We start from the raw sequence: 26521 nt of genomic DNA, 5'->3' as shown, positions 1-26521 counted from the left end.
TTTATAAACTTTGAACATGTATACGCTAAGAGAAGGAAAAATCGAGGACCTACCTCGAGTACTGGAATTGATAAATGAGTTGGCACTTTATGAGAAAGCGCCTGAGCAAGTCACGAATACGCTTGCGATGATGGAAGAAGATGGATTTGGTAAAAATCCTGTTTTTGGAACGTTTCTCTGTATAAAAGACGAAACATCTGAGATTATAGGTCTTGCCATCTATTATTATCGCTATAGTACCTGGAAGGGACGGAGAATTTATTTAGAAGATCTGGTTGTGACCCAATCTGAAAGAGGAAATGGTGCTGGTAAGCTGCTTTTTGATCGTGTGATGAAGAAAGGCCTGGAGGAAAATTGTACAGGAATGATGTGGCAAGTATTGGATTGGAATGAGCCCGCAATCAATTTCTATAGAAAATATGGCGCAACACTAGAAGCCGGCTGGCTAAATGCCCACCTGCAAGATTATGAAATCAAACAGATCCTCGATTAGGAGTTAATTAAAATATTGCAAATGCGATATAATAGTATTGCATTTGCAATAAATGTATGTAACTTAGTGTGGGTTAATTGAATAGCTATGACACACACTTGGAAAATATCATTTGGAGAGGCGGGAGCTGAGACTATAAGCACAGGTCATGATTCTTACTATTTTTTTCAAGAGGCTATATCCATGGTGAGCGAGCCAGCAGCAGTCTATGATGTAGCTGTTTCCTTCCACGATACAGGAGAGATCTTTGACTTTCTGGATTTTACTCAGCAGGATGTCTCGGAGATGCTAGAAGTGGATCCGAGTACCTTGTCTCGCTGGCGCAAAGAAGATAGGAAGCTTACCAAGATGCTTACGAAGAGTATTTTGGAGATGGATCAGGTGATTGCAAAGGGCATCAGGATATTCGGTACGGAGGAGTTGCTTTCGCAATGGCTTCATACTGAAAATACATCCCTTGGCGATCAAAAGCCATCTCTACTGATGAAGAGTCCTTATGGTGTCGATCGTGTGGATGAGGCGATGGAAGCGATGTCCTGGGGATCTATTCTGTAGCTGATGAAGTATTTTCGACTAATTGAAAATCTTGCAGGTAGAAGTTCACTTGGCTTTGGTGTAGGAGCTGGAAGGTGGAATCAATACGGTACACCGATAATCTACGGAAGCAGTATTTCTTCCCTTAACTTTCTAGAGCTGCTAAGTATCAAAGGAGCCGTAGTTACCCAAAGTAAATGGAAGCTGGTTGTACTTGAGATTCAGACTCCAATTCCAGAATTAGATGCTACGCTGTTGCCGACTGACTGGAAAAATAGACCTCATCCTCGATCAACTCAGGAGTTTGGTACTGCTTGGGCAAAAGGGATGATTTCTCCAGTTCTTAGAATTCCATCCTGTCGAATTCCTTTAAAAAGCTATCCAAGCGAGTATAATGTATTGATTAATCCTCTGCATCCTGATTTTCAAAATTCAGTAAAAGTAGTGGAGGAATGGGATGTGAGTTTCGAGGTGAATTCCTGAAATTTTAAAATTGGAAGATTAGAAAATTGGAAAATTAATTTTCTGAGGCACTAAAAAAGACCGGAAACCCCGGTCTTTTTTGGTGTTTACTCACTAGGTTAAAAACCTGAGTTAATTTATGATTTGAGGCTGTAGTTAGGAGCTTCTCTAGTTACACTTACATCGTGTGGATGTGATTCTTTCACCCCAGCTGACGTAATTTTCACGAATTTACCATTGTTCTGAAGATCTTCTATAGTCGCTGTACCACAGTATCCCATTCCTGCCTGAAGTCCCCCTACAAGTTGGTATAGAACTTCAGATACCAAGCCTTTGAAAGGAACTCGACCTACGATTCCTTCTGGAACGAGCTTTTTAATATTTTCTTCAGCGTCTTGGAAGTAACGATCTTTGGAACCAGACTCCATAGCCTCCAAAGAACCCATGCCTCTGTAAGACTTGAATTTTCTGCCTTGGAAAATAATCATTTCACCAGGAGCTTCTTCAGTTCCTGCCAAAAGAGATCCAATCATTATTGAACTTCCGCCTGCAGCGATTGCTTTTACCAAATCACCAGAATAGCGAATACCGCCATCTGCTATGACAGGAACTCCGCGACCTTTCAATGCCTCTGCACATTCATACACAGCCGATAATTGAGGAACACCAACACCGGCAATGATCCTTGTAGTACAGATAGATCCTGGGCCTACACCCACTTTGACCGCATCAGCACCCGCATCCGCTAGTGCAATTGCCGCTTCCGGTGTAGCAATATTTCCTACTATTACTTCCAAATCAGGAAAAGCATCTTTGATTTTTCTACAAGTTTCGATTACTCCTTTGGAATGGCCATGAGCAGTATCGATAGAAACCACATCAACACCTGCATTTTTCAACGCTTCTACTCTCTCTACGATATCTGCAGTCACACCTACTGCTGCGCCAACACGAAGTCTTCCAAATTCATCCTTACAAGCATTTGGCTTGTCTTTTCTCTTAAGAATATCCTTATAGGTGATCAAGCCAGTTAGCTTGTATTCATCATCTACAATTGGAAGTTTCTCGATTTTATATTCTTGAAGGATCTCTTCTGCTTGCTCTAGCGATACGCCAGATTTGGCAGTAATGAGATTTTCGATGGTCATAATCTCACGAATAGGACGATCCTGATCCTTAATGAAACGAAGATCACGGTTGGTGATGATTCCTTTCAGAATCTTGTTTTCATCGATTACAGGAATCCCGCCAATGTTAAATTCACGCATGATTTGCTCAGCGTCACGAACTTTGGCATCTATGTGAAGCGTGATTGGATCCAGGATCATACCTGCCTGAGAGCGCTTTACTTTGCGTACTTGCGCCGCCTGCTGCTCGATAGACATGTTCTTGTGAACAAATCCAAGTCCACCTTCTAGCGCTATGGCAATAGCCAATTCAGCCTCAGTGACCGTGTCCATAGCAGCGGAAACCAAAGGAATGTTTAACCTGATTTTTTTGGTGAGTTGGGTAGAGGTATTCGTGTCGCGTGGAAGGACTTCTGAATAACCTGGGACAAGAAGCACGTCGTCGTAGGTGAGTGCTTCGTAAAGGAACTTGTCGGAATTTCTATTCATGGCAAATATTGGTATGGAGGTAACCCTATTTGCCCGTCAAAGTTACATACAAAATCCAATGCCAAACTAATACCCTCCAAAATAAATTTGGAAATGAGGCTGAATTTTAATTAAAACCGAATTTGTACATAATGCTAAGAAACTGCGGTGATTGAATATAATTCTGAATAATAATAACTATAAATCAGGTCTGCTGTGGTGAATAGTGAGTATATGGATTTCCAGTTCTGAAATGATCTCGTAAATAATCCTATAATTCCTTTCTATTAACTCTCTAATTTTGGATGAATTTTTTTCTGGAACAATTCGTCCCATGGTTGGGAAAGTTTTGAGGATAAGTGCTCTTTCAAAGAGTTTCTTCACAGTGATTTTCGCAAACTTTTCTGAATCTTGACCAATAAAATCTCCAATGCCTTCAAGGTCAGAGATAGCTTGATCTGACCAAATCAGCTTAGCCATTTTGCCAATTTTTGTTTGGCTTGCTCTTCAGTTTTAGATTGACCTGAGGACAATTGAGATCTTCCTTTGTCAATTTTTTCAAGAATAAGTAAGCGGTCCACGATCTCATCTATACTTATTTCCTCATTCATTTTAGAAATTGATTCTAATACAGCTGCCTTTTTCATAGGATCAAATGTTTAAGCTAATCCAATATAGTGAAAAACTACTTTTTCTGCAGTCTAGCAATATAGAATCCATCAAAACCACTTTCCTGTGCTAGGACTTTTTGATCTTCGATTAATGTGAAGTCTTTTCCCGCTTCACTTTCCAAGAACTTGGCGATTTGATCCTGATTTTCAGAAGGCAAAATACTGCAAGTCGCATAGACCATTTGTCCGCCTGGCTTCACCATGGAAGGATAGCTTTGAAGAATTTCCTGTTGCGTCTGACGTACTTTCTCTATCGATTCTTCACTCAGTTTCCACTTGGTATCAGGATTTCTACGAAGAACTCCCAAACCTGAACAAGGAACGTCTAATAATAATCTATCAGCTGTTTCTTTCATTCTTTTGATGGTCTTAGAACCTTCAATCACCTTGCGCTCAATGATCGCTACGCCATCACGACGAGCTCTAAGCTTGGTTTGCTGAAGTTTCCATTCTTCCACATCCATGGAAAGAACTTTTCCTTTGTTTTGCATCAACGCTGCGATGTGAAGGGATTTTCCTCCAGCACCTGCACAAGCATCGATCACTCGCATTCCAGGCTCAACGGCTAGGGCGGCGGCAACTAACTGAGAAGAGGCATCTTGTACTTCAAACATCCCTTCTTTGAAAGCAGGGTTGCGGAATACATTGGTTCGCTCATCCAATATCAAAGCATCTGGATATCCCTTCACAATGTGTGTGTGAATATTATCCTCAGCCAGTCTGTTTTTGAGCTGCTCACGAGTGATTTTCAGGGTGTTTACACGTAAAACTACTTGTGCTTCCTGATTCAAACTGTGGATTTCAGCTTCCCATTTGTCTCCCAATTCCTTTTTTCCTAGATCAAAAAGCCAATCAGGAACAGATTCCAACTTGGCTGGATCATCCAGCTTCTCGTACTTCTCTTTGATTTTGTCCGGGTTGATTTTTGCAAATTCTTCCCAAGGAGGAAGAGTATGACCCTGCATCAACCAATAGGTACCAAAAAGGTCGTAAGGCTCCTTACTCGGGCTTAAAAAGTTGATCAGACGCCACCAACGAACCATTTCATAAGTAGTTTCTGCAATGAAAGAGCGATCTCGCGCACCCCATTTTGGGTTAGATTTAAGTGTTCTTTCGATCACTTTATCAGCGTACTGACCTTCTTCGAAAATGGCTGCAAGTGCGGTATGGACTCCGCGGATGGTGTTGTTGTGTAGCTTCATGGGAAATAAATTCTGTACAAAGGTAGTTTTTCTTTCTGAGTCTGTCAGAATGAGATTTTAAAAGCGGTGAAAAACTGTGCTTTGACAATCTGGCTTTGGTGACTCAATAGAAATTTTGGTTTTGATACCTTTACAATTTATTCCTCCAAACGCCATTTCGCTATGTCTACCTTTCAGGTCCTTTTTTCTTCTTGGGCTACAAAACTTTCGATCTATGAAAAGCAAGAGGCTGAATCAATCGTGAGCTGGCTTTTTGAGCATCATCTCGGATGGAAGAGAACGGAGATTTTGAATGAAGCAGATGAAAGCTCCTTTCCTCCAAAGCTTTTTGAAGACTTCGAGCGATTGAAAACTGGAGAGCCTATTCAGTATATAATGGGGAAAGGCCCATTTTACGGAAGAGAGTTTCTCGTCAGTTCAGCTACTTTGATTCCTAGAAATGAAACAGAGGAATTGGTTCATCTGATCATCAAAGAGAATCCAAAAGCTGGTTTGAGGGTTTTGGACATAGGTACTGGAACAGGCTGTATTTCTATTTCCTTGGCATTGGAGATGAATAACCCTGAAGTTTTTGCAATGGATATTTCTGAGGAAGCTTTGGAGATAGCCGCTCAAAATGCAGGTGCGCTAGGTACAAAAGTTACTTTCTCCACCTGTGATATTTTGACTCAGATACCAGAAGTCTCGGAACTGGATATTTTGGTAAGCAATCCTCCCTATATCCCTGAGCAGGAGAAAACTGAAATGCATAGAAATGTGCTGGATTTTGAGCCTGAATTGGCCTTGTTTGTCAGCAATGACGATCCGCTGATATTTTACCGAGAAATAGCTGAAAAAGGGAAACAACTCCTGAAGTCAGGTGGGAAGCTGTATTTTGAAATCAATGAAAAGTACGGGAAAGAGGTTTCTCAATTGATGCAGGATCTAGGTTATTCAAATGTGCAGGTTTTAAAGGATTTGAATGGAAAGGAAAGAATTGCAGTAGGTGGACGCTAGATATGAGTATCAAGACACTAGACTTAAGTATCAAGTAGTTAGATTTCAGGCATGATAACATTGATTCATAATAAATTACAACATCAAGACTATCTAGCTAGAATAGATGAGATTTTTGATGCTGAGCAAGGAACACATGATGGTGATGAGTTAGAATTGTTGGTAACTCTAGTCAGGCTTTATGAACAAGAAAACTTTCATTTGCCAGCACTTGATCCCATAGAAGCAATAAAAATACGCTTGGTGGGTTTGGGGTTGAAAAATAAAGACCTTGAACCGATTATGGGAGATCCTGGCAATATTTCAAAGATTTTGAAGGGTAAAAGAAGTCTGACTGTTGATATGATTCGTGGATTAAGTGAAATGCTTGGTTTGCCAGTTGAAGTGTTGGTAGGAAAAAGAAAGTCTAAATTAGTCTAATTGTGTTACCATTTCGCCAATCCAAAAAATCCCAGGTGCTTTGATCGTGGTATTTCCTTCCGGCACTTCCAGCATTGTCGCATAGGTAATGGGCAAAATCAATTCCCCATTTTCATTCTGAATTTGCACTGGCATGCCTTCCTTACCATGGATGTGGATGCTGCTTTCCGCAAACCATTTTTTGAATTCACCCGATTTCACTGGGTAATATTTCCAGTCTCCATCCAAGATCGTAAGATTCATCAGCTCAAGTTTGTCCTGTAGTTCAAGTGCTTTCAGATGTGAAATCCCAACCAAATGCACCGCTTTGTGCTCAGTAGATACTAGGTAATCAAGCCCTGTTTGCAGATAATTTTCATCTAAGGTATTGACGAATTTCACTGGATATTGCTCTTCCAGTACCTGTTGATTTTCTGCTTGAAAAGTCTCTGAAGCTAGAATAACATCTATTTTAATTCCCCAGCTCATTACTTGATCAAGCACTTTTTCACTCACAAGCACCGTCGGAACCCATTCCAGAAGAGGAGAAACTTGATCAAATCGGATCTGGTCAACTTCTAAAATTAACACCGCAGGCTCCTGTTTATCTTTGACGAAATGATGCGACGACATTAGGATTGAATTTTTCTATAGAACTCCAATGAATTTCTATAAGCTAAACCTTCTAGATCGGCAGGGCTTAATTTATCTTCCAAACTTTCAATCAACGATGGGTATTTCCCCGCGTTTTCTGCCAGAGGAAAATAAAAAGGAATGCGGGATGGATCTCCAAAGTCCTTGGTGTAAAAATAGTCAGCCCCAAAACAAATAGACTTTTCTCCGCCTAATTCAAAACCGCGAAGAATATGCTCAAATAGCCGCTCAGGAACCTCAGGATCTAAGAAAGCTCTCAGGAAGTTCACGCCAATGATTCCTCCTCGATGTATGATTTCCTTGGCAAACTCATCAGTAAGGTTGCGAGGGTGATTCCAGATTTCTCTGAAATTGGAGTGACTGGCGATTACTGGGATATCGAGTTTTTGAGTGTCTATGTGGCTCAAAATTCCCTCAGCAAGCAAATCTGAGGTATGCGATAGATCAATCGGAATGCTTTTGCCAGCCATGTAGTCCAATAATTTTTTCCCATCGTCCTTCAAACCGATACCTTTGGTGTAATTACCTCCACCAAAGCGGTTTTCAGTATGGTGCGTCAAGCTGATATAGGCAAGAGATTTTACTTTTTGAAGAATTCCATCAAACTGGGAATAGATCTCATCCCAACTTGCCGATTCATTACCAAAACCTGCTGCATTTTCTACTGCAGCTTTGATCCCGACACAGTTTTGTTTGTGCCAATTTTGTAAAAAATCAGCATCTGCAAATGCTAGATCGTTCTCATGCTTTTCTAATAATTCAGAGAAAATTTGGGCCTGTCTAGATGCCAAATTCATGCTTTCTGGCCTTACGTCGGTGTAGATCGCTAAAATCTGCATCCGTACATTTCCAGCTTGCAGCCAAGGAATTGCACAGGCGATTTCATCTTTTGCGTATGGGTTCGCTCCCGGAATTTTTGCCAAATAGGACAACAAATCACAGTGCATGTCGATTATCGGAAAGCTCATCGTTTTTTGGGGTTAAGACAAAGTAAACCAAAAAAGCGTACGTTTTTTAATACTTTTAGGGAGGATTACAGTTAAGTAATCAGCAGATAGATTTTTAATTTTACCAGAAAAATAAGCGATATGGCCTTAGCTCAACCTTTCAACTTCAAAAAATGGATAGATGAAAATAGACATCTACTCAAACCTCCTATTGGAAATCAGCAGGTTTATAAAGGAAATGATGACTTCATCGTAATGGTGGTTGGCGGGCCAAATTCCCGAAAAGACTATCATTCCAACGAAGGAGAGGAGTTTTTCTATCAGTTAGAAGGCGATATCGTGCTGAAAGTTATCGAAGAAGGAAAGCCTAAAGACATTCATATCCGTGAAGGGGAAATATTCCTGCTTCCAGCCAAAGTTCCGCATTCTCCTCGCCGTCCTGCCAATACTATCGGATTAGTAATAGAGCGCTACAGAAGAGCAGGTGAAGTGGATGGGTTTATCTGGCATTGTGAAAATTGTGGGGAAAAGCTTTATGAGGAATTTTTCGAGGTTACAGACATTGTTACCCAGCTGCCTCCAGTTCAGGAGAGATTCTGGGAGAATCCTGAAAACACTACATGCAAGAATTGCGGAACAGTAATGGAGAAATAGAGTTGAGAAGCAGATGACCTAACTTATGCCCATTCGATACTTGGTCACTAATGCCCGGTGACGGATGACCGATGTTGTCTAAGCGATGTCATTTAGCAAAACCTATGATGCTTTCGTCTGTTAATAGTTAGAAGTTTAAAAACCCCAAATATTTCAAAAATGAACTACGAATATTCAGCTGAATTTGCCCGAGAGATGGATCAGAAGGACTCTCTATCGCACTTTCGGGATCGGTTTCTTTTTCCGAAAGTTGATGGAAAAGATGCGATTTATCTCTGTGGAAATTCTCTGGGCTTACAACCCAAATCAGCCAAAGACTACATAGCAAAGGAATTAACAAATTGGGCAGATATGGGTGTTGATGGGCATTTTCATGGAGAAGATGCCTGGATGTTTGTGAAGCAAAAATCAAAACCGGCGCTTGCTGAGATAGTCGGAGCTCATGAGCATGAAGTGGTCGCAATGAATAACCTTTCAGTGAATCTTCATCTTTTGATGGTTTCATTTTATCAGCCCACAAAGGAGCGCTACAAAATCATCATAGAAGCTGGCGCTTTTCCTTCAGATCAATACATGCTGGAAACTCAGGTAAAATTTCATGGATTAGATCCTGAAGAAGTTATCGTAGAGCTCTCACCCCGTGATGGGGAGCATACGCTTCGTACGGAGGATATTTTGGCAGAGATAAGAAAGCAGGGAGATTCACTGGCCATGGTAAATATGGCTGGTTTGCAATATTATACAGGGCAGGTTTTTGACATGAAAGCCATTACCGCTGCAGCTCATGAAGTTGGTGCTTATGCGGGATTCGATTTGGCTCATGCTGCTGGAAATGCTCCATTAAGTTTGCATGATTGGGATGTGGATTTTGCAACTTGGTGCAGTTATAAATACATGAATTCGGGCCCAGGGAATGTTTCAGGGATATTTATCCATGAGCGATTTGCGGAGCGTCCTGATTTGAATCGTTTTGCTGGATGGTGGGGACATGATCAGGAGCAGCGCTTTAAAATGGAAAAGGGCTTTGTGCCTATGCATGGCGCAGATGGCTGGCAGCTTTCCAATTCTGATATTATTGGTTTGGCAGTACATCAGGCGTCTTTGGATATTTTTCAGGAAGCTGGAATTGCAAATTTGAGAAAGAAATCTGAGGAGCTGACAGCATATTTAGCCTATCTAATTGAGGAAATCAGTGGAAATTCAGGGGTTTTGGAAATTATTACTCCTAAAAATCCTGCGGAAAGAGGCTGTCAGTTATCTTTGCACATTCATCGCGGAGGCAAGGCTGTATTCGATGAATGGTATAAACAAGGAGTCGTGGGCGACTGGCGCAATCCAAATGTGATCCGTCTGGCACCTACACCGCTCTATAACAGCTTCCTAGACGTGTTCCGTTTTGCACAGATTTTGGAACAATCTCTGAAGAAATTCGCTTAAAGGAAGCGTGGATAAAACAATCCAAATGGAAAAGAATCAAGTTACCGTATTAGGAGCCGGATTAATCGGATCCCTAATGGCTATATATCTAAAGCGCCAAGGTTTAGAAGTCGAAGTATTTGACAAGAGACCCGACAAGCGCAAGTCAACTTTCGAAGAGGGGAAAAGATCCATCAACATGGCGCTTAGCCAGCGAGGATGGAATGCTTTGGAAGAGGTTGGACTGAAGGATAAAGTAATGCCTTTGGCCATTCCTATGTATGGTCGCAAGGTTCATGATGAGCATGGAGGTACTACTTTTATTTCCTATGGAAAAGAGAATCAAGCTATATATTCACTTTCCCGAGGAAAATTTAATCAGTTGCTTGTAGAAGAAGGAGAGCACTTAGGTGTCAAATTCAATTTTGAATACAAATGCACCGATGTAGATTTTCGCAATCAGGAAATCAATTTCCAGACTCCTGAAGGAGAAAAGAAAGTGCTTGCACCAGTTCTATTTGGATCTGATGGAGCTTATTCCTCGCTTAGATTGGCGATGCAAAAGCAAATCAGATTCAATTACAAGCAGGAATACATCACACACGAATATAAGGAGTTGACGATTCCGGCAACGGCAGAAGGCGAGTTTGCGATGGATCCGAATGCATTGCATATCTGGCCAAGAGGCAAGTTTATGCTGATCGCTCTTCCAAATCCTGATAAGACATTTACCTGTACACTATTTTTACCGCATAGCGGTTCTAAAATTTGCTTCGACAAAATCAATGATGAGAATGATCTTGAGATCTTATTCTCCAATTATTTTGATGACGCGTATCAGCTTATGCCAGATCTAAAGACTGAGTTTTTTGCTAACCCAACCTCAGCGTTGATCAATGTGGAATGCTTTCCATGGGTTCAAGGCACGAGTTTGCTGATGGGAGATGCCAGTCATGCGATGGTTCCTTTCTATGGACAGGGCATGAATTGTGGCTTTGAAGATTGCTCGATTTTGAATGGTTTGATTGATAAGTTCGGGACTAATTCCTGGGATTTGGTTTTTGAAAAATTTCAGAAAAAGCGCAAAATAGACACCGATGCAATCTGTCAATTGGCGATGGAGAATTTTGAAGAAATGAGAGATTCTGTGGCCGATCCTAAGTTCGTACTTCGCAAGAAAATAGAAGCCAAGCTGTACGAGTTGTATCCAAATGACTGGATTCCGCTGTATTCTATGGTGACTTTCACGAATATGAGGTATTCTGAAGCTTATATTCAAGGGAAACTTCAGGAAGCAATAATGGATCGCGTAATGGCTGATCCGCTGATCACGGAGAATTGGAATAAACTCGACTACGAGGATATTATTTATAAAATGGAAACAGCTAAAGCGGTCTAATCAGATCGCTTTTTTTGTATTTAACCACGGAGCGCACAGAGGTTTCGCAGAGGTCACTGTTTTCCTAATTTAAATTCTGGAAGGAAATGCCCTATGAAGGCACTGAAATAATTTAGTTCAAGTCTTCAGACTTGGGCCTAGATTGCTGCAGTCTCCTGACTGCTTATTACTCCAGCATGGTCTTGATATGAGAGGAATTACTATACTGCTTAACCTTGTCGATTGAATAAAAACATCCTGCTTCTGGAGAAGCAGGATAACAATAAACTTCTCTTGCGCTCTCTACGAAACCTCCGCGCACTCCTTGGTTAAAAAAAATGACAAAAAAGGCATTGATTTCTCAACGCCTTTGATTTTTATAAAAGTGGCTTAAACTGCCTCAGGAATCTAACATCATTCTCAGTGAACAATCGAAGATCTTTGATCTGATATTTCAGCATCGCAATTCGCTCGATACCCATACCGAAGGCAAAGCCAGTATATTTCTTAGAATCAATTCCACAGTTTTCCAACACATTCGGATCTACCATTCCTGATCCACCGATCTCTACCCAGCCGCTGCCTTTGCAGACGTTACAGCCTTTGCCACCACAGATCAGACACGTGATATCGATCTCTGCACTTGGCTCTGTAAATGGGAAATAAGATGGTCTGAATCGAACTTTGGTTTCCTTGCCAAACATCTCTTTGGCGAAGTGATAAAGCGTATTTTTCAAATCAGCGAAACCTACATTTTCGTCCACATAAAGTCCCTCCACTTGGTGGAAAATACAATGTGCACGAGCTGAGATGGCTTCATTTCTATATACTCTTCCCGGAGAAAGCGTACGAATCGGAGGTTTTTGATTTTCCATCACCCGAACCTGAACAGAAGAAGTGTGAGTTCTTAAGGCGATATCAGGATTCTTCTCGATGAAGAAGGTGTCCTGCATCTCACGAGCTGGGTGATTTTCAGGGAAATTCAGTGCAGTGAAGTTATGCCAGTCGTCTTCGATCTCTGGGCCTTCGGAAAGGTTGAATCCAATACGCTCGAAGATTTCGATGATACGCTGACGCGTAGCTGTCAGTGGATGAATACCTCCTAGATTTTGATTGGAAGGAGGAAGAGTCAAGTCAATACCAGCCGATTTAGACTTCTTATTTGCCTGATTTACTTTTTCTATCAGCTCCTGAAACTTCTCTTCAGCCAATTGTTTTACGCCATTTACCAACTGACCATAGGCTTTTTTGTCCTCATTGGGAATTTTGCCCATGCCGGCAAAAAGCTCTCCCACCACAGATTTCTTGGAGATGTACTCCATTCTGTAGGCTTCTAGCTCTTCTGGATTATTTGCGTCAGCGGCTGAAATAGCTGCTTTGATAGCTTCGATTTTCTCTTGGTACATGGGATTCAAATTATTCGAATGACAAAGCTAAGGTTTTTGGGTTCTTTTGGAAAGCCTGAAGGTTGACTTTAGGTTTTGAAAAGCTAGAAGATCAGAAAATCGTGTTATGTCTATTGATCAAAAGGCCTGAAGGTAAATGAACGGATGAAGTTCTGATGATCTCGTAAATCGAATATCGTAATTCGTATTTTTTTTTACTTCACTAAATCCAGCCAAGTAAAGTTGCTCGTATCTCACACCAAATAAGAAACCAAAAAAAATCATCAAACTAACAAGATCATGAAAATTCAAAATTTCTTCAAAGTTGCTATTGCAGCCTTTATTTTTCTTTCTGCAAACATGGCTTTTGCTCAAATGGAAAAAACAAAAATGGTGGGTGGCGCAGAGATGTACCCTTCTAAAAATATCGTAGAAAATGCAGTTAATTCTGCTGACCATACCACCTTGGTAGCGGCAGTAAAAGCAGCGGGTTTGGTGGAGACACTTCAAGGAGCTGGACCATTTACTGTATTTGCACCGGATAACATGGCTTTCGACAAACTTCCTGCTGGAACAGTAGAGACGCTTTTGAAGCCTGAAAACAAAGCTACACTTCAAGCAGTTCTTACTTATCATGTGGTATCTGGTAAAATGGGATCCAAAGAAATCGCTGCTGCGATCAAAAAAGGAAACGGTAAAGCAGTTCTTACAACAGTTCAAGGCGGAAAGTTAACTGCCTGGATGAAAGGTAAAGACCTTTATATCACTGACGAAAATGGCGGAGAATCTAAAGTGACTATTGCGGATGTATGGCAATCAAATGGCGTGATTCACTCTGTTGACACGGTGGTTCTTCCAAAGATGTAAAGTTGTTTGTAACCCAATAGTTAAGCCGGTTCCGTTTGGAACCGGTTTTTTTGTGTTTTATAAAAGCTCCTCTGGGATTCTAAAAACAGCGATTCCGGGGTCTTCATCTGTAGCTGAATTTCTATATCACCTATTTTAAACGCGTCTTCCCAAGAACATTCCTCCTATCTCCATTGATAAGCAAAAACTCAGAATAATTGGATGGACTTTATTTCCAAGTGAAATTCTTGTTCTTTTTTATTTCCAATCAAAAATGCCACTTCCTCAATCTGATCTTTATCGAAGTTGGGAATGGAAAGTTTTCTGCCTCTAAATGCAGGGTACATATCAGATAGATCAATTTCAATTATTTCCCATTCTCCGCTTGTTTGTAATTCAGAGATGTAGGAATGGCGATCAGAAGAATAAGCCTTTACTCGAAATTGATACTTGCTACCATCCCCTTTAAAATGGATTCGAATAGTTGTGTGGGACTGAATTTGAAAAGTTTCTCTATATCTGACTGAAGAAAACCCTCCATTATTAGCTAAGGATATAACGCCTTCAAAAACTCCATTCCCAGATTCATTGATATGGAAATCACCTGATGATCTCCCTCCCATTACTCCATCGTCAACTATTCTCCAATCTGAAGTAGGCGAGTTTTTGTCAAACTGATAGAGAATAATAAATGGAGACATTAGGGATAATAGGAATAAAGCTTTCACTTAGTGTCAAAGCACTAAGAACTATAATTGTTTGAAGAAGTCAATTTTTAATCGACCTCAAAAATCAACTTCATCGTAATCGAAGCAGTTTTGTTTTTGTCGGCCGTATTAAAAGTCCCTCCCCAAGAATAGTCTTCCCCGGAGTTTTGACCCGTGATCTGGAAGATTCCCATATTTGCTGAGATCAGATCCCCAAGATCACCTTTAGAGTTTTCAGCGATTCGCTCAGCTCGGATAGTTGCATCTTCGGTGGCTTTGGCTATCATTTCTAGTTTCAAAGATTCCAGCTCGGTGTAGTAATAGCGCGGAGATTGAGAGTAAAATGCGATTCCTTGGTTAAGCAATTCGGTGATCTCGCGTGAGATTTTCTCTACTTTTTCCACTTCAGTGGATTCGATTTTCAAGGATTGGCTGAGTGTATAACCTTTGAAAGTTTGTCCCAAATATTTACCATCATTTGAATAATTCTGGTCATAGTTAGGATTGGTATTAACGGCATTGAAAATCAACTTCTCAGCAGGAATTCCCTTTGAAATCAAATAGTCTGAAACGAGTTTTCTGTCTTTTTCAAGATCAGCATAGGCAGATTTCAAATCCGAGCTTTCTCTGCTGAAATTCCCTTCCCAAACGACTAGATCGGAAGTGAAATTACTTTCTCCCAATCCCGTGACATTGATCGTGCCCTGAGGTCTGTTTCGGTTGATTACGGCATTTCCCAATACAATCGAAGCGATCACGATGGCAACTGCGAAAAGAATGGCTGATATATTATTTTTCATATGATTTTAATATTTTTTCAAAGGTCAGATAGCCTGTCCCGAACTAGTTTCGGGAGAATCTCGCAAATCTTATAATCATCCAATTGTATGAGTTTTTAGTCATGCTCGATTTCATAACATCTAAAAGTTGATGCAGAAGGTAAGTTTTCCTATTCAGTTAACAATTAACCCGCCAAGAAGCGGGATTTAAAGTTGTTTAACTGTGGATTAAATTGATTTCTGAAAGTTCCTTCCCAATCTGATGAATCCCAGATAGAATTTTCTGTGTTTGTTTTTCAGAAGGTTTCTTTTGTCCTTGAACATATTGAGAGAGAAGAGATGGATTCATGCCTATCTTTTCAGCTAAAAATCTCGAGTTTAGAACTTTATAGTATTGAAAGAATTGTTGAAAATCAATTTCAAATTTTAATTCCTCTGCCTGAAAAATTTTGTTTTCTTCCTCAAAATAGAAATTGACTGCTTCCAATGCATTGTGAAGTAATTCCGGAATAGTAGCACCAGTTGTAAAAATTGCATGAGACTCTGAAAAAGCGGAAAAACCAGTGTCAGTCTTTTCCAAAATCATTTTAAGTTTTTGTGTCTTCATTATCGTTCATTTAGCAATTCCTGCATCTTTCTTAATCTTTTTCTCGAGTCCTTTACCTACCTCTTTACTTCCATGGTTTGGAAAAATTATAATCCCATCTTTAGTAGCATGTTTCATTTTAAGATGGGATCCTTTCTGGGAAACCGAAAACCAGCCATCTTTCTCAAGTAACCTCAACAGTTCAGAACTCTTCATATAACATTCTTACTAAAAAATGATTCCAAAAGGTAAACAATAATTTACTTTTTGAGAACTATTTTTTAATAAACTCTTTGCTTAAACTCCTGATCTTTTGGATTTTCCAAATCAATCAAATACCCATTAACCACTGCGTATTTTCTCTCGCCATCTTTTTCCAAAAAGAAGTTAGTCGCTTCTCCAGTTCTCCAGCCAGAAGAGAATGTATCCGTTCTTTTCAATACTAAAATAGGAAGCTGGTGCAAATCACCTTTTGCTCCACTCTTCACTTTCACTGCCAAATAACCTTGTTTTAGTAAGTCCATAGCCTGTGTATTATCAATCTCCGAGACGGACTCAAAAGTAGATTCATAGACTTTTCCTTCAGTATAATTCAGGCCATTTGCATCAAATTCCTCCATGCCGAAATACACTTGCATGTCGCCTAAGTCGTCTACTGAAGCTGTCACATAGTACGTGTCACCTACACTCATTTCTCTTCTTCTGATCGCTAAATCCAATGGGTAATATTTTCCCTTTACTGGAACTTGCACTTCATTGATTAACAAGTCAACTAGTTGTAGGTCGTTGTCTGGAATTGCAAAGTATTCCTCTGTAGTGTATTGCTCGTAGCTTCTGGTAGCGATTTGCTCCAATGCATTGAGAATAATCATGAAATTCAACTGACGGATATATTGCTTGTCGGGATCATTTGGATAGCCGCCTGACTCGATCAAAATGGTGCTTGTTCCCCACTTGGTAATATTGTCGCCAAAAGCTCTCGGCTCAAAAGCATCGTCATATTTCCCCACGTGACCTGGCACTACTTGTTGCAAAACCTCATTCATTCCTACGATGGTTTGCATCGCTTTAGTGCGCACCATATTTACATCGGTCTCGTAGTTGTAGGCTGGCGCCAAAACAGAAATTGTCGCTTGATTCGGTGTTCTCGACGCATTGTAATAGGTTTGCTGATCGTGAAGGTTGAATCCAAATTCCGGGTCAAAATCATCGCGTGCTCCTTTCAAAATTACTGCTTCCGGAGAAATCTGCGAAATAGCATCTCTATTCAAATCGATATCCAGGGCATTTCTACGCTTGAATTCTTCCGCTCCATCAGGATTGATCATGGGAATAAACTTAAGATCTAACTTAGATTTCAACAGATCCCGAAGCTCATCATATTCATCTCCGTTTGCTTCTAGGAAGTTGAATAAATCAAAAAGAGACATGGTAGCGGTGCTTTCATTTCCATGCATTTGGGACCAAAGCATCACCTTGGTTTTGCCATCACCCCAGTCTAAACTCGAAATGCTTCTACCTTCCACCGATTCTCCAAGTTTTGAGATTTTGAAAGAATCTGCATGCTTTTGAATCAAAGGCTGAAGGTCTGCATGCTTAAATCTTCTGTGTGTAATCGCTGATTCTTTGAATTTGGAATAGGCGGATTCAAGAGTTGCGACCGTAGTGCTCTTTGAAATAGGAATGCTTGCCGTTTTACAACTAATTGCTAATATTAAAAACAGCAAAAACAAGCTTATCGAGATTTTGGAATTGACTTTCATACTTATTTCTATTTACCTTGAATAAAATATAAATCTACCTGTCATTCAAGTAAAAAACAGGTTAATTTTGCTTCAAATCGAATATTTTGCCAAATGAACTTATCCTATCAAGTCGTAGACCTTCCGCTCAAGCATACATTTACTATCGCGCATCAAAGCAGGGATGTGCAAGATACTATCATTGTAAAACTGCAAGATGGTGCATTTTATGGGTTGGGAGAATCTACTACTAATCCTTTTTACGGCATGACGATTACTAATATGTCGGAATGTTTGGAGAAATTCAGACCAATCGTCGGAAAAGGTGAGTGGGAGACTCCAGCTGAACTTTGGGAGTTGGGAAAGGACGTTTTTAAAGACAATCCTTTTGCTCAATGTGCCTTGGATTTGGCTGCTTGGGATATTTATTCCAAAAAGCAGGGGAAGAAACTATATGAATTACTGGAGTTAAATCCTGCAGATATTCCTCTGACCAACTTTACGATTGGTATTGATAGCATCGAAAAGATGGTGGCAAAAATGAAGGAGGTTCACTGGCCGATTTATAAAATAAAACTAGGGACTTCGGACGATTTGGCGATCATCCGAGAGCTTAGAAAGCATACGGACGCTGTTTTTAGAATTGATGCCAACTGTGCTTGGACTGCTCAGCAGGCAATTGACTATTCAGTTGAGCTAGAGAAGTTGGGTGTGGAGTTTATGGAGCAGCCGCTTGGAAAAGATGATTTGGAGGGGATGAAGGAAGTCTTCAAGTATAGCAAACTTCCAATTATCGCTGACGAAAGCTGCATCATAGAATCTGATGTGAAGAAATGTCATGGGCTTTTTCATGGAATCAACGTGAAGCTGGTGAAAGCTGGCGGCATTACTCCAGGGCTTAGAATGATCTATGAGGCAAAGAAACTCGGGATGAAAACGATGGTAGGTTGCATGACAGAGTCTTCGGTGGGAATCACAGCCATAGCGCACATTGCACCACTTTTGGATTATGTAGATATGGATGGTGCGATGCTACTGTCCAGAGATCCTGCGAAAGGCGTGATCATCACACCTGAAAAAGTGACTTTCCCAGACGGAAATGGAATAGGTGCGGAAATGGTTGTCTAAGTATTAAGTAGCTAGACGTTAGTATTAAGATAAGAGAGTCAAGAAACAAGAGCCAAGACTTCATTGCGACGAAGCAATCTAATAGTCAAGCATTAAGCTTAAGAATGAGAATAGAGTGAGAGTTTATTTTTAGAGATAGTTACCTCTTTATTTCTTAGGACTGAAAGTCCTGAATAACAAAGCCCAGCTCGATAGGGCTGGGATCATGTCGTGAAATTGCCTTTCTAAAAGCTCTGAAGGAGCGCAATAATTCCATATTGCATTAAACTCAAAAGCCGGAGCGATGTAAATCACTCCGGCTTTCTGTTTTTATGCTGTCATGGTTAAGTCACATTAGCAAAACATCCGAGATCAGGCCATTCCTTATCCTTCACTCACGATTAACTTGAAGCCTTCACCGTGAACGGTGATGATCTGAACTTTTGGATCGTCTTTTAGAATCTTTCTGATTTTACTTAAATACACATCCATGCTTCGCGCATTGAAATAGCTATCGTCTCCCCAGATTTGTTTTAGAGCATGACTTCTGTTTACCAAATTGTTGATTTCAGAAGCAAGTAAGCGGATTAGCTCATTTTCCTTCGAAGTCAGTTTATGACGACCTTTTGGTCCATCTAAAAATTGCTCGTCGTAGTGAAGTACAAAGCCTCCAAAGGAGTAAACCTTTAGTGGGTTGATCTCTTCACTTTTGTGAGTTCGCTTCAAAATTGCATTTACGCGAAGGAGCAATTCCTCCATGCTAAACGGCTTGGTGATATAGTCGTCAGCACCTATTTTGAGACCTTCAATGATGTCATCTTTTTGATTTTTCGCTGTTAAGAAAAGAATAGGTAGGTTTTCCTCTACCTTCTTAATCTCTTTTGCCAGGGTGAAACCATCCTTTTTCGGCATCATGATGTCCAGAAGACAAAGATCAAATTTTCCTTTCTTGAATTTGTTCCAACCCTCTTCACCGTCCCGGCAAAGCGTAGGTTCATATCCTTTCATTTCCAAATATTCCTGTAGGATATCTCCCAAATTTGGATCGTCTTCGACCACTAATAGTTTTGCTTTACTCATTGTTTCTTTGGTAAGTTAATGGTGAATGAGCTTCCTTTTCCAAGTTCGCTACTTACTTGAATCCCGCCTTTGTGAGCTTCCAGCATGGTTTTAACATAAGATAATCCAAGACCAAAGCCTTTGACATCATGTACGTTTCCCGTAGGAACTCGGTAGAATTTATCAAAAATTTTCCGTTGTGCGTCTTTATTCATTCCTATTCCTTCGTCCTTGATCGTGATGAAGACTTGATCTGCATCATCTTTAGCTTCGATGGTTATAAAAGGATTTTCGGGGGAATACTTATTTGCATTATCCAGCAGATTGTTGAAAATATGGGAGAGGTGAAAAAGGTCACCTTCTATCATAGGAGCCTCTAGCGAGTTGATAAAGGTGATTTGTCCGCCTTTCTTCTCCACTTGAAGACCAAAATGATCTACTGTATTTTCCAGAATCTCTGCTAGATTCAACAATTCAATTTTCAGATTGAAATCCTTTTTGTCTAACGCAGCGGCCTGAAGAACGTTTTCAACTTGTGACACTAAGCGCTTGTTTTCATCCTTGATAATCCCCAGATATCTCGAACGGAACTTGTCCTGACTGGAAAGTTCGGGATCTTGAAGTGCCTCCACTGCTAGACTCACGGTAGCCAAAGGTGTCTTGAATTCATGCGTCATGTTATTGATGAAATCATTCTTGGTGTCAGAAAGTGCTTTCTGTCGAATGATAACTTTAATAGCATAGATGAAACAAGAAATAATCACCGCTATAAAAAGGAGAGAGCTTGAAATAGGCAACCAAACCTCACGGATCACATGTGTGCTTTTTTCTGGAAAATACACGTATAGGTAATTGTTTTTGCCCAAAATATCATTGGGGAAAAGCTTGGCCTGTATTCCTTTTTGTACTAAGGTAAACTGCTCTTTTACATTGCCTATAGGCATGATTAAGCCGTCTTCTTTTAGTAATCCCAGCTCAAAATTTTCAGAAATATTCTGTTCAAGTAGGTATCCTTTAAGTAGTTTTCGCACCTGCGCGGTATCCAATCGATCTAAAATAGCCTGTTGGCCAGCGGCCATTTCATCCCACATTTTGTTGAAGAACTCGATCTTCATATTGGTTTTGGCAATTTTCTCCACCGCATCCGGATTAAGATTCATTTCAGGCATTATGTCCCTTAAAGTTGGCAAAGCTCTATTTGTGTTTTTTGTATTGGAATTTTCGACGCGATTTAAGTATGCGAGTTGACGTTCTTTTTCGTCAAGTAATACTTGCATTTCATCTGCCGTAAATAGTTCTGAGGCTATTTCAGGAGTTAGGTATGTAAAGAAGGTTTCCAAATCGTCCAGCACTTTACGATCTAAGCCTCTAGATTCTAGAATTCGTTTAAAAGTTTGACTGATTTGGGGGGCTGGCTCTTGGAAAAAAGTATCTACCATGGAAGGTCTTCTTCCTTGCATTGGTCTTGATCGAATTTGTAATTCTAGTGGGTCTATTTTTTCAAATAGGGATTTTTGTATGGAAGAGTCCTGGATTAAAAAGCTAAAAAAGGCATCAGAATTTTCACCTTTCTCTAATTGTTCAATGGTGCCAGTAAGCGCTTGATGCACATTTTGATCAAATCTCTCTCTATTTATTCGAATTGCATTTTTCACCCAATAGAATTGGAATCCCATCAGACCGAAGCTGGCAAGGGACATCAAGACGACGATGAGGATGATATTACTTTTCGACATGGGACAAATTTAAACCTATAATCAGCCTGTAAAGACAGCTTAACAATATTTAACCGCCTCAAGGTGAGTGAGCAGTAGCTCAAATTCAACTCCTTCCTCTATATTTAGGCTCGAAAACTACGTTTTCTTAATTACACTATAACTAATGAAAATAGGGGGCAAAGGCCTCCTTTTTTTGTTATTTGGCTATCTTTGCCCGCAAATTTCAGATAATGTCAGCATCTCAACATCCTATTCAGCTCCAGGGAATTAACCTAGAGTCTATTGCTCAAGAATTCGGTACTCCAGTATATGTGTATGACGGAGACAAGATAGTAAGTCAAATCGAATCCCTTCAGTCTGCCTTCGCTACCGTTCCATTGAAAATCAAATATGCGACTAAAGCACTTTCCAACATCAATATCTTGAAGTTGGTGAAAAAGGCTGGAGAAGGTGTAGATGCAGTATCAATAGAGGAAATAAGAATCTGTATGATGGCAGGTTTCACTGCTGGGGAAATTATGTACACTCCAAGTGGGGTTAATTTCCGCGAAGTGGAGGAAGCTGTGGCGTTAGGTGTCATAGTTAATCTGGATAGTATTCCTCTGATGGAAGAGTTTGGGGCGACTTATGGTAATACGGTGGCTGCTTGCATCCGGATCAATCCACATATCATGGCGGGAGGAAATGCCAAAATATCCGTGGGCCATATTCAGAGCAAGTTTGGTATTTCGATCCAGCAACTTCCTGAGATTATAGAGGTGGTGAAGAAATTTAATATTAAAATCAAGGGGCTCCATATTCATACGGGTTCGGACATTCTTGATGCGGAGATATTCTTGAGGGGAGGAAATGTGTTGTTTGAAGCTGCAATGAACTTTCCTGATCTTGCCTTTCTGGATTTTGGGGGAGGATTCAAAGTGGCGTATAAGTCCGGTGATCCAGCTACAGATATTGCAGAAGTTGGGACAAAAGTGTCTGCAGCATTTAATGAATTCTGTGAGAAATACGGTCGACAGCTTGAACTATGGCTTGAGCCAGGAAAATTCCTTGTTAGTGAATCGGGCTATCTTATCGTAGAGTCCAATGTGGTTAAAAAGACCCCTCAGATCACTTTTGTAGGGGTAGATTCTGGGTTGAATCACCTGATCAGACCGATGATGTATGATGCATTTCATGATGTATATAATCTGAGCAATCCTGAGGGAGATCAAACGCCATATAATGTAGTAGGGTATATCTGCGAAACAGACACGCTAGCTAAAGACCGAATGCTAGCTTCAGTTTCGAAAGGAGATTTTTTGGTGTTCAAAAATGCTGGGGCATATGGTTTTAGCATGTCTTCCAATTATAATTCAAGATTGCGACCGGCTGAGGTTTTGGTTTGGCAAGGCAAAGCCCAATTGATTCGTGAGCGAGAGATTTTTGAGGATTTGATCAGACATCAGGTTATTTTGGATATTTAATTTGCTAATTCCTTCTCTTTATTCCCTTTGGTATAATTATTGAATACCGATAAGTCAAGTTGAGAATGTGCTGCGGGTAGCCTTTCTCAGTTTGAATTGATTTGAAATTCGATTGATTGAAAGCCCCAATCATAAGCCCTAGTAATTTCAAATCTTTAAATCATAATTATTTAACCTAAGCCATTTTACTAATTCTTAAATTAGTGTGTGGTAATGGTGTAGTTGTCTATGTTTAAGAGAACAATCGGCGTATTCATTATTTTAGGGGCTATTAGTTGCATTTTTTCTAATGTAATAGCTCAGGATACCCAGTACTCTCAATTTTATGCTGCACCTCTTTATCTAAATCCTGCCCTCACAGGAGCAAGTGAGCTTACACGAGTAGGTGTTAATTACCGAAATCAGTGGCCAGGGTTAGATCATAATTTCAATTCCTATTCAGCTTACATTGATCACTACATTTTTGATTACAACAGTGGTATTGGTTTGATATTCAATGGGAGCCAAGAAAGTATGGCTAACCTCTCAACCAACGAAATAGGATTGTCTTATGCATATAGGTTAAAGCTAAGTGAGGACATGTTTTTCCGAATTGGCGGAATGGTGAGCTATATGCAGCGAGATGCATTCTTTTCAGACCTTGTGTTTGGTACTCAGATCGATATCATTAATGGTACTATAGGAGGCATAAGTGACGAGCTTAATGGGATTCCGATTGATAGTCACTACAGTTTTGTCGATTACAGTGTAGGGGGGATGTTTTACTCAAACCGAATCTGGCTAGGAGCATCTGCTCATCATATTTCAGAACCCAATACTTCGTTTGTAGAAGGGCAAATCTCAAAGCTTCCAATGAAACTATCTGCTCAAGGTGGTATAAAGTTTGACTTGGGAGGTGGACGCAGAAATTACTTTACACATGCCTATTCAGAGCGATCTGTTTCTTTTGCTTTCAATTACAAGCAACAGGATCCATTCAATCAGCTAGATGTAGGAGCGCAGTTCTACCTAGAACCTTTGGTTTTAGGTGTTTGGTACAGAGGACTTCCGACTAAAAACAACCTTCCAAATAATGAATCTTTCATAGGATTGGTGGGAGTATCACTTGAGAGTGGACTGGATATTGGCTATTCTTATGATGCAACTATCTCCAAATTGGGGTTGAAAAATAGTGGTGGAGCACATGAGATTTCGCTTACTTATACATTTTTATGGGGCGATGCCAAAAGCAGAAACCAAAGAGGAAGAACTATCCCTTGTTTCAAGTATTAGACTGATTGATAACATAATTATCGTTTGTCAAGAAAAAACTTTAAAAAATTCACATTTTTTTTTCTAAGCCTGTTTTACAGGCTTTTTTTTTTGGTAATCACAAAAAAGCATCATTTGACATGTTTTTTGATTATGGCAATATTTTAAGAAAAGTAATACTTTTTTAAGGCGCATTTCGTTTTAGACACTTTTCTGCCAAGGGTTGTTTTTAAGAATATTTCTATACTTATTTCGGTATAAGCCATTTAAATAAGAATATCATTTTGTTGTATATGATTTACATAAAATAATGTTCTTAAAAATGAAATACACTAATCCTCGTTTGTAAGACAAATTAAGAAAGTTGAAAAGTCGTCGAACTTCCAACAGCTACAAAACTCTTGAAAAAGGTATATCCTACATATTGCCTAATGATACTCCCACTCTTATGGAGTGTGATGATCAGTTTTACTGTTTCAGCACAGTATGCTGTTGAAAGAGGTGAACTCAATTTTGGGAACAATAGAATTTTAGCTACGAAAGGAATAACAGTTGCGGTTTCGGGAAAGCTTGCTCTTTGCTCTCATGCTGAAAAAGGACATATCATACTCGATGTGCAAGGTGGAGTAGCTCCATATACTTATCGTTGGAATACCTTACAAACTACCAAAGACCGTACGGACCTTTATTCAGGAACATACACAGTAGTAATTACTGATGCGGTCGGTACAGTCCATACCGAAAGAATTGTTGTTCAACCTCCTTACCCTTTGATTCTAAATCCAGTAGAGAAGACAGATGCTAGCTGTAGTTCGGGTAAAGATGGATCTGCAAAGATCAGCGTGAAAGTAGGAAGAGGCGAGCCTTATAAAGTTACCTGGAGTAATGGACTGACGGATACTTGGGAAGCTACCAATTTGGAACCAGGATTTTATTCTGTCACCGTTGCAGATAAATTCAACTGCGATGTTACCACTACTTTCGAAATCAAGGCTGCGTCAGAAGGAATGCAAGTCTCTGAGTCCATTCAGGATCTGGGATGCTCTGGTCAAAGCAATGGTTCTATAAACCTAAGTGTAAAAGGAGGTCAAGCGCCATATACCTATACATGGAGCAACGGATCTACTTCCGAAGATCTTAACAATATTACTGCGGGAGACTATAGTGTAATAATAAAAGATCTAACCGGTTGCTCATTCCAAGCATCTTATTCTGTAAAGGCGGCTACTCAGATGGGAGTTAAAGAAACTATTCAGCCTGAGAGTTGTGCTGGTGCTGGTAATGGAGCAATCCAAGTGAATGTGCAAGGTGGAACTGCACCTTACACCTATAAGTGGAGCAATGGTCAGAACACTTCCAGACTAACTGATGTCAATGCGGGCGATTACTCCTTAACTGTAACCGACGCCATAGGATGCACGGTTGAAAAGAAATTCGCATTGGGTACCGATTCCGCTCTGGAAATAGAGATACTCGATCAAACTAACTCAGAATGCGCTGGTTCAAGTGCGGGGTCTATTCATTTAGCTATAAAAGGAGCTTCAGGAAAATATACCACTAAGTGGTCTGATGATCCATCCGCTGGGTTAAATCGTGAAAATTTACCTGCAGGGACTTATCACCTTTCTGTATCTGATGAAAGTGGTTGTAATGTATCCAAATCATTTGCCATAGAGGAGGCAAAAGCTTTACAAGCAAGAATCGAAACAACCTTAGATGTTGATTGTGCTATCGGAGCTATTACAGGAGTAGCTTGGGTTTCTATTCAAGGTGGAATGCAGCCTTACCAAATCAGTTGGAGTTCAGGCGAAGAGTCTACTCGAGAGATCAATTTCCATTCTTCCGGAAGCTTAAAAGTGCGGGTTACTGATGCCTTGGGATGTACTTCTCAAACTGAAGTCCGTGTTAATTTTCCTAGTCAAATCAATAAGTCTGGAAGATTGGATTTTGACTATAGGAAATTAGAAATCAGCAGTGAGCCTGAAGTACAAGTAGATGAAGAAATCATTTTTGAAAGTGTTATTTCAGATGATTTTATAGGATGGGAATGGTCTTTTGGAGATGGCAATGCCTCTAAGGATAAAGACCCAATTCACATTTTCCAAGCATCAGGAATGTTCGAAGTCACCCTTACTGCTTATGATATATACGGCTGTTCTAGTATTGAGAAAAATATCATTCAAGTAAATACACCTCTAGAGTTTATTACCATACCAAATGCTTTCACTCCAAATGGTGATGGCCTGAACGACACATTTATCCCTAAGCTCAGAGCCGTTACCACCTTCTCCATGGATATTTTCAATACATGGGGAGAAAAAATGTATTCCGTTTCAGGTCTTGAGTCCAAGGGTTGGGATGGTATATATCAAGGTCAGATTTCACCCCCTGGCAATTACTTATACCAGATTACTTACACTTCCAGAGATGGTGAGCAATTCACTCGAACTGGAGGGGTCACCCTAATACGATAGAAA

The 26521-nt window shown here is 40.2% G+C and carries 27 protein-coding genes; 13 read left to right on the top strand and 14 right to left on the bottom strand.

The features are described 5' to 3' along the window. Positions 1-16: 16 nt before the first annotated feature. The 3 genes from ESV85_RS15110 (at position 17) to ESV85_RS15100 (ending at position 1510) form a co-directional block, all read left to right on the top strand. Positions 17-493 (top strand): GNAT family N-acetyltransferase, encoded by a 477-nt coding sequence (locus ESV85_RS15110; protein WP_146918991.1) that lies wholly within the window; start codon positions 17-19, stop codon positions 491-493. 87 nt (positions 494-580) lie between these two features. After that, positions 581-1048 (top strand): antitoxin Xre/MbcA/ParS toxin-binding domain-containing protein, encoded by a 468-nt coding sequence (locus tag ESV85_RS15105; protein WP_146918989.1) that lies wholly within the window; start codon positions 581-583, stop codon positions 1046-1048. A 3-nt stretch (positions 1049-1051) separates the two neighbouring features. Beyond that, positions 1052-1510 carry an RES family NAD+ phosphorylase gene (locus ESV85_RS15100; protein WP_146918988.1) on the top strand — a complete coding sequence of 153 codons (459 nt, stop codon included), beginning with the start codon at positions 1052-1054 and terminating at the stop codon, positions 1508-1510. Between the two features lie 116 nt (positions 1511-1626). Here ESV85_RS15100 and guaB read toward each other — a convergent pair whose 3' ends face one another. From guaB to ESV85_RS15080, 4 genes are all read right to left on the bottom strand, one after another. Further along, entirely contained in the window at positions 1627-3105 is a 1479-nt protein-coding gene (gene guaB, locus ESV85_RS15095) for an IMP dehydrogenase (protein WP_146918986.1), read from the bottom strand. A gap of 177 nt (positions 3106-3282) precedes the next feature. Continuing rightward, complete coding sequence (locus ESV85_RS15090) at positions 3283-3564, bottom strand: type II toxin-antitoxin system RelE/ParE family toxin (RefSeq protein WP_146918984.1); 282 nt, start codon at positions 3562-3564, stop codon at positions 3283-3285. After that, entirely contained in the window at positions 3552-3731 is a 180-nt protein-coding gene (locus ESV85_RS15085; protein ID WP_146918983.1) for a hypothetical protein, read from the bottom strand. Before ESV85_RS15085 ends, ESV85_RS15090 begins: the two co-directional genes overlap by 13 nt. A gap of 38 nt (positions 3732-3769) precedes the next feature. Continuing rightward, complete coding sequence (locus tag ESV85_RS15080; RefSeq protein WP_146918981.1) at positions 3770-4957, bottom strand: class I SAM-dependent methyltransferase; 1188 nt, start codon at positions 4955-4957, stop codon at positions 3770-3772. A gap of 162 nt (positions 4958-5119) precedes the next feature. On the opposite strand from ESV85_RS15080, the gene prmC reads away from it, so the two are divergent. Together prmC and ESV85_RS15070 are read left to right on the top strand one after the other, a co-directional pair. Next, positions 5120-5953, top strand: coding sequence for a peptide chain release factor N(5)-glutamine methyltransferase (gene prmC, locus ESV85_RS15075; protein ID WP_146918979.1), 834 nt, complete (start codon positions 5120-5122; stop codon positions 5951-5953). A gap of 51 nt (positions 5954-6004) precedes the next feature. Continuing rightward, positions 6005-6373: a type II toxin-antitoxin system HigA family antitoxin gene (locus ESV85_RS15070; protein ID WP_146918977.1), complete on the top strand. Its 369-nt coding sequence runs from the start codon at positions 6005-6007 to the stop codon at positions 6371-6373. Here ESV85_RS15070 and ESV85_RS15065 read toward each other — a convergent pair. Together ESV85_RS15065 and ESV85_RS15060 are read right to left on the bottom strand one after the other, a co-directional pair. After that, positions 6365-6985, bottom strand: coding sequence for a thiamine pyrophosphokinase (locus ESV85_RS15065; RefSeq protein WP_146918975.1), 621 nt, complete (start codon positions 6983-6985; stop codon positions 6365-6367). The two genes, ESV85_RS15070 and ESV85_RS15065, sit on opposite strands and share 9 nt — an antisense overlap. After that, complete coding sequence (locus ESV85_RS15060) at positions 6985-7974, bottom strand: dipeptidase (RefSeq protein WP_146918973.1); 990 nt, start codon at positions 7972-7974, stop codon at positions 6985-6987. Before ESV85_RS15060 ends, ESV85_RS15065 begins: the two co-directional genes overlap by 1 nt. 120 nt (positions 7975-8094) lie before the next feature. Here ESV85_RS15060 and ESV85_RS15055 point away from each other — a divergent pair, with 120 nt between their 5' ends. From ESV85_RS15055 to ESV85_RS15045, 3 genes are all read left to right on the top strand, one after another. Continuing rightward, the gene (locus tag ESV85_RS15055; RefSeq protein WP_146918971.1) at positions 8095-8607 is read left to right on the top strand and encodes a 3-hydroxyanthranilate 3,4-dioxygenase; all 513 of its coding nucleotides are present in this window, start codon (positions 8095-8097) and stop codon (positions 8605-8607) included. Between the two features lie 159 nt (positions 8608-8766). Beyond that, the gene (gene kynU / locus ESV85_RS15050; RefSeq protein ID WP_410488863.1) at positions 8767-10044 is read left to right on the top strand and encodes a kynureninase; all 1278 of its coding nucleotides are present in this window, start codon (positions 8767-8769) and stop codon (positions 10042-10044) included. Positions 10045-10069: 25 nt separating this feature from the next. Continuing rightward, positions 10070-11422, top strand: coding sequence for an FAD-dependent oxidoreductase (locus ESV85_RS15045; RefSeq protein ID WP_146918967.1), 1353 nt, complete (start codon positions 10070-10072; stop codon positions 11420-11422). Positions 11423-11778: 356 nt separating this feature from the next. Here ESV85_RS15045 and pheS read toward each other — a convergent pair whose 3' ends face one another. Beyond that, positions 11779-12807 carry a phenylalanine--tRNA ligase subunit alpha gene (gene pheS / locus ESV85_RS15040; RefSeq protein ID WP_146918965.1) on the bottom strand — a complete coding sequence of 343 codons (1029 nt, stop codon included), beginning with the start codon at positions 12805-12807 and terminating at the stop codon, positions 11779-11781. A gap of 279 nt (positions 12808-13086) precedes the next feature. Here pheS and ESV85_RS15035 point away from each other — a divergent pair, with 279 nt between their 5' ends. After that, a complete protein-coding gene (locus ESV85_RS15035; protein WP_146918963.1) occupies positions 13087-13653 on the top strand; it encodes a fasciclin domain-containing protein in 567 nt (188 codons plus the stop codon). 188 nt (positions 13654-13841) lie between these two features. On the opposite strand, the gene ESV85_RS15030 is transcribed toward ESV85_RS15035, so the two are convergent. The 5 genes from ESV85_RS15030 to ESV85_RS15010 form a co-directional block, all read right to left on the bottom strand. Beyond that, positions 13842-14333 (bottom strand): CIA30 family protein, encoded by a 492-nt coding sequence (locus ESV85_RS15030; protein WP_146918961.1) that lies wholly within the window; start codon positions 14331-14333, stop codon positions 13842-13844. A gap of 74 nt (positions 14334-14407) precedes the next feature. Next, on the bottom strand, positions 14408-15139 hold the full coding sequence (locus ESV85_RS15025) for an SIMPL domain-containing protein (RefSeq protein ID WP_146918960.1): 732 nt from the start codon (positions 15137-15139) through the stop codon (positions 14408-14410). A 196-nt stretch (positions 15140-15335) separates the two neighbouring features. After that, on the bottom strand, positions 15336-15725 hold the full coding sequence (locus tag ESV85_RS15020) for a helix-turn-helix domain-containing protein (protein WP_146918958.1): 390 nt from the start codon (positions 15723-15725) through the stop codon (positions 15336-15338). Positions 15726-15731: 6 nt separating this feature from the next. Beyond that, entirely contained in the window at positions 15732-15920 is a 189-nt protein-coding gene (locus ESV85_RS15015; protein WP_146918956.1) for a type II toxin-antitoxin system HicA family toxin, read from the bottom strand. 65 nt (positions 15921-15985) lie between these two features. Then, complete coding sequence (locus tag ESV85_RS15010; RefSeq protein ID WP_146918954.1) at positions 15986-17467, bottom strand: M14 family zinc carboxypeptidase; 1482 nt, start codon at positions 17465-17467, stop codon at positions 15986-15988. Between the two features lie 93 nt (positions 17468-17560). Between ESV85_RS15010 and ESV85_RS15005 the strand changes: the two genes are divergently transcribed. After that, on the top strand, positions 17561-18574 hold the full coding sequence (locus ESV85_RS15005) for a dipeptide epimerase (protein WP_146918952.1): 1014 nt from the start codon (positions 17561-17563) through the stop codon (positions 18572-18574). Positions 18575-18937: 363 nt separating this feature from the next. On the opposite strand, the gene ESV85_RS15000 is transcribed toward ESV85_RS15005, so the two are convergent. Beyond that, positions 18938-19633 carry a response regulator transcription factor gene (locus ESV85_RS15000; protein ID WP_146918950.1) on the bottom strand — a complete coding sequence of 232 codons (696 nt, stop codon included), beginning with the start codon at positions 19631-19633 and terminating at the stop codon, positions 18938-18940. Next, the gene (locus ESV85_RS14995; RefSeq protein WP_191322026.1) at positions 19630-21348 is read right to left on the bottom strand and encodes a sensor histidine kinase; all 1719 of its coding nucleotides are present in this window, start codon (positions 21346-21348) and stop codon (positions 19630-19632) included. Before ESV85_RS14995 ends, ESV85_RS15000 begins: the two co-directional genes overlap by 4 nt. 212 nt (positions 21349-21560) lie before the next feature. Between ESV85_RS14995 and lysA the strand changes: the two genes are divergently transcribed. The 3 genes from lysA to ESV85_RS14980 all read left to right on the top strand — a co-directional run bounded on the left by lysA (position 21561) and on the right by ESV85_RS14980 (position 26518). After that, positions 21561-22793, top strand: a complete 1233-nt coding sequence (gene lysA / locus ESV85_RS14990; RefSeq protein ID WP_146918948.1) for a diaminopimelate decarboxylase — start codon at positions 21561-21563, stop codon at positions 22791-22793. 228 nt (positions 22794-23021) lie between these two features. Beyond that, positions 23022-24065: a type IX secretion system membrane protein PorP/SprF gene (locus ESV85_RS14985; protein ID WP_146918946.1), complete on the top strand. Its 1044-nt coding sequence runs from the start codon at positions 23022-23024 to the stop codon at positions 24063-24065. Between the two features lie 410 nt (positions 24066-24475). Continuing rightward, on the top strand, positions 24476-26518 hold the full coding sequence (locus ESV85_RS14980; RefSeq protein WP_223276009.1) for a gliding motility-associated C-terminal domain-containing protein: 2043 nt from the start codon (positions 24476-24478) through the stop codon (positions 26516-26518). Positions 26519-26521 lie beyond the last annotated feature (3 nt).

Source organism: Algoriphagus aquimarinus (assembly GCF_007997215.1).
Classification (GTDB): Bacteria; Bacteroidota; Bacteroidia; order Cytophagales; family Cyclobacteriaceae; genus Algoriphagus; species Algoriphagus aquimarinus_A.
The sequence above is the reverse complement of the archived record's forward strand: the minus strand, read 5'-3'. Positions and strand labels throughout refer to the sequence as shown.

Excerpts from the sequence above, each read along its gene's own strand:
- ESV85_RS15110 (WP_146918991.1), top strand. The coding sequence starts at position 17 with ATGTATACGCTAAGAGAAGGAAAAATCGAGGACCTACCTCGAGTACTG.
- ESV85_RS15105 (WP_146918989.1), top strand. The coding sequence starts at position 581 with ATGACACACACTTGGAAAATATCATTTGGAGAGGCGGGAGCTGAGACT.
- ESV85_RS15100 (WP_146918988.1), top strand. The coding sequence starts at position 1,052 with ATGAAGTATTTTCGACTAATTGAAAATCTTGCAGGTAGAAGTTCACTT.
- guaB (WP_146918986.1), bottom strand. The coding sequence starts at position 3,105 with ATGAATAGAAATTCCGACAAGTTCCTTTACGAAGCACTCACCTACGAC.
- ESV85_RS15090 (WP_146918984.1), bottom strand. The coding sequence starts at position 3,564 with ATGGCTAAGCTGATTTGGTCAGATCAAGCTATCTCTGACCTTGAAGGC.
- ESV85_RS15085 (WP_146918983.1), bottom strand. The coding sequence starts at position 3,731 with ATGAAAAAGGCAGCTGTATTAGAATCAATTTCTAAAATGAATGAGGAA.
- ESV85_RS15080 (WP_146918981.1), bottom strand. The coding sequence starts at position 4,957 with ATGAAGCTACACAACAACACCATCCGCGGAGTCCATACCGCACTTGCA.
- prmC (WP_146918979.1), top strand. The coding sequence starts at position 5,120 with ATGTCTACCTTTCAGGTCCTTTTTTCTTCTTGGGCTACAAAACTTTCG.
- ESV85_RS15070 (WP_146918977.1), top strand. The coding sequence starts at position 6,005 with ATGATAACATTGATTCATAATAAATTACAACATCAAGACTATCTAGCT.
- ESV85_RS15065 (WP_146918975.1), bottom strand. The coding sequence starts at position 6,985 with ATGTCGTCGCATCATTTCGTCAAAGATAAACAGGAGCCTGCGGTGTTA.
- ESV85_RS15060 (WP_146918973.1), bottom strand. The coding sequence starts at position 7,974 with ATGAGCTTTCCGATAATCGACATGCACTGTGATTTGTTGTCCTATTTG.
- ESV85_RS15055 (WP_146918971.1), top strand. The coding sequence starts at position 8,095 with ATGGCCTTAGCTCAACCTTTCAACTTCAAAAAATGGATAGATGAAAAT.
- kynU (WP_410488863.1), top strand. The coding sequence starts at position 8,767 with ATGAACTACGAATATTCAGCTGAATTTGCCCGAGAGATGGATCAGAAG.
- ESV85_RS15045 (WP_146918967.1), top strand. The coding sequence starts at position 10,070 with ATGGAAAAGAATCAAGTTACCGTATTAGGAGCCGGATTAATCGGATCC.
- pheS (WP_146918965.1), bottom strand. The coding sequence starts at position 12,807 with ATGTACCAAGAGAAAATCGAAGCTATCAAAGCAGCTATTTCAGCCGCT.
- ESV85_RS15035 (WP_146918963.1), top strand. The coding sequence starts at position 13,087 with ATGAAAATTCAAAATTTCTTCAAAGTTGCTATTGCAGCCTTTATTTTT.
- ESV85_RS15030 (WP_146918961.1), bottom strand. The coding sequence starts at position 14,333 with ATGTCTCCATTTATTATTCTCTATCAGTTTGACAAAAACTCGCCTACT.
- ESV85_RS15025 (WP_146918960.1), bottom strand. The coding sequence starts at position 15,139 with ATGAAAAATAATATATCAGCCATTCTTTTCGCAGTTGCCATCGTGATC.
- ESV85_RS15020 (WP_146918958.1), bottom strand. The coding sequence starts at position 15,725 with ATGAAGACACAAAAACTTAAAATGATTTTGGAAAAGACTGACACTGGT.
- ESV85_RS15015 (WP_146918956.1), bottom strand. The coding sequence starts at position 15,920 with ATGAAGAGTTCTGAACTGTTGAGGTTACTTGAGAAAGATGGCTGGTTT.
- ESV85_RS15010 (WP_146918954.1), bottom strand. The coding sequence starts at position 17,467 with ATGAAAGTCAATTCCAAAATCTCGATAAGCTTGTTTTTGCTGTTTTTA.
- ESV85_RS15005 (WP_146918952.1), top strand. The coding sequence starts at position 17,561 with ATGAACTTATCCTATCAAGTCGTAGACCTTCCGCTCAAGCATACATTT.
- ESV85_RS15000 (WP_146918950.1), bottom strand. The coding sequence starts at position 19,633 with ATGAGTAAAGCAAAACTATTAGTGGTCGAAGACGATCCAAATTTGGGA.
- ESV85_RS14995 (WP_191322026.1), bottom strand. The coding sequence starts at position 21,348 with ATGTCGAAAAGTAATATCATCCTCATCGTCGTCTTGATGTCCCTTGCC.
- lysA (WP_146918948.1), top strand. The coding sequence starts at position 21,561 with ATGTCAGCATCTCAACATCCTATTCAGCTCCAGGGAATTAACCTAGAG.
- ESV85_RS14985 (WP_146918946.1), top strand. The coding sequence starts at position 23,022 with ATGTTTAAGAGAACAATCGGCGTATTCATTATTTTAGGGGCTATTAGT.
- ESV85_RS14980 (WP_223276009.1), top strand. The coding sequence starts at position 24,476 with ATGATACTCCCACTCTTATGGAGTGTGATGATCAGTTTTACTGTTTCA.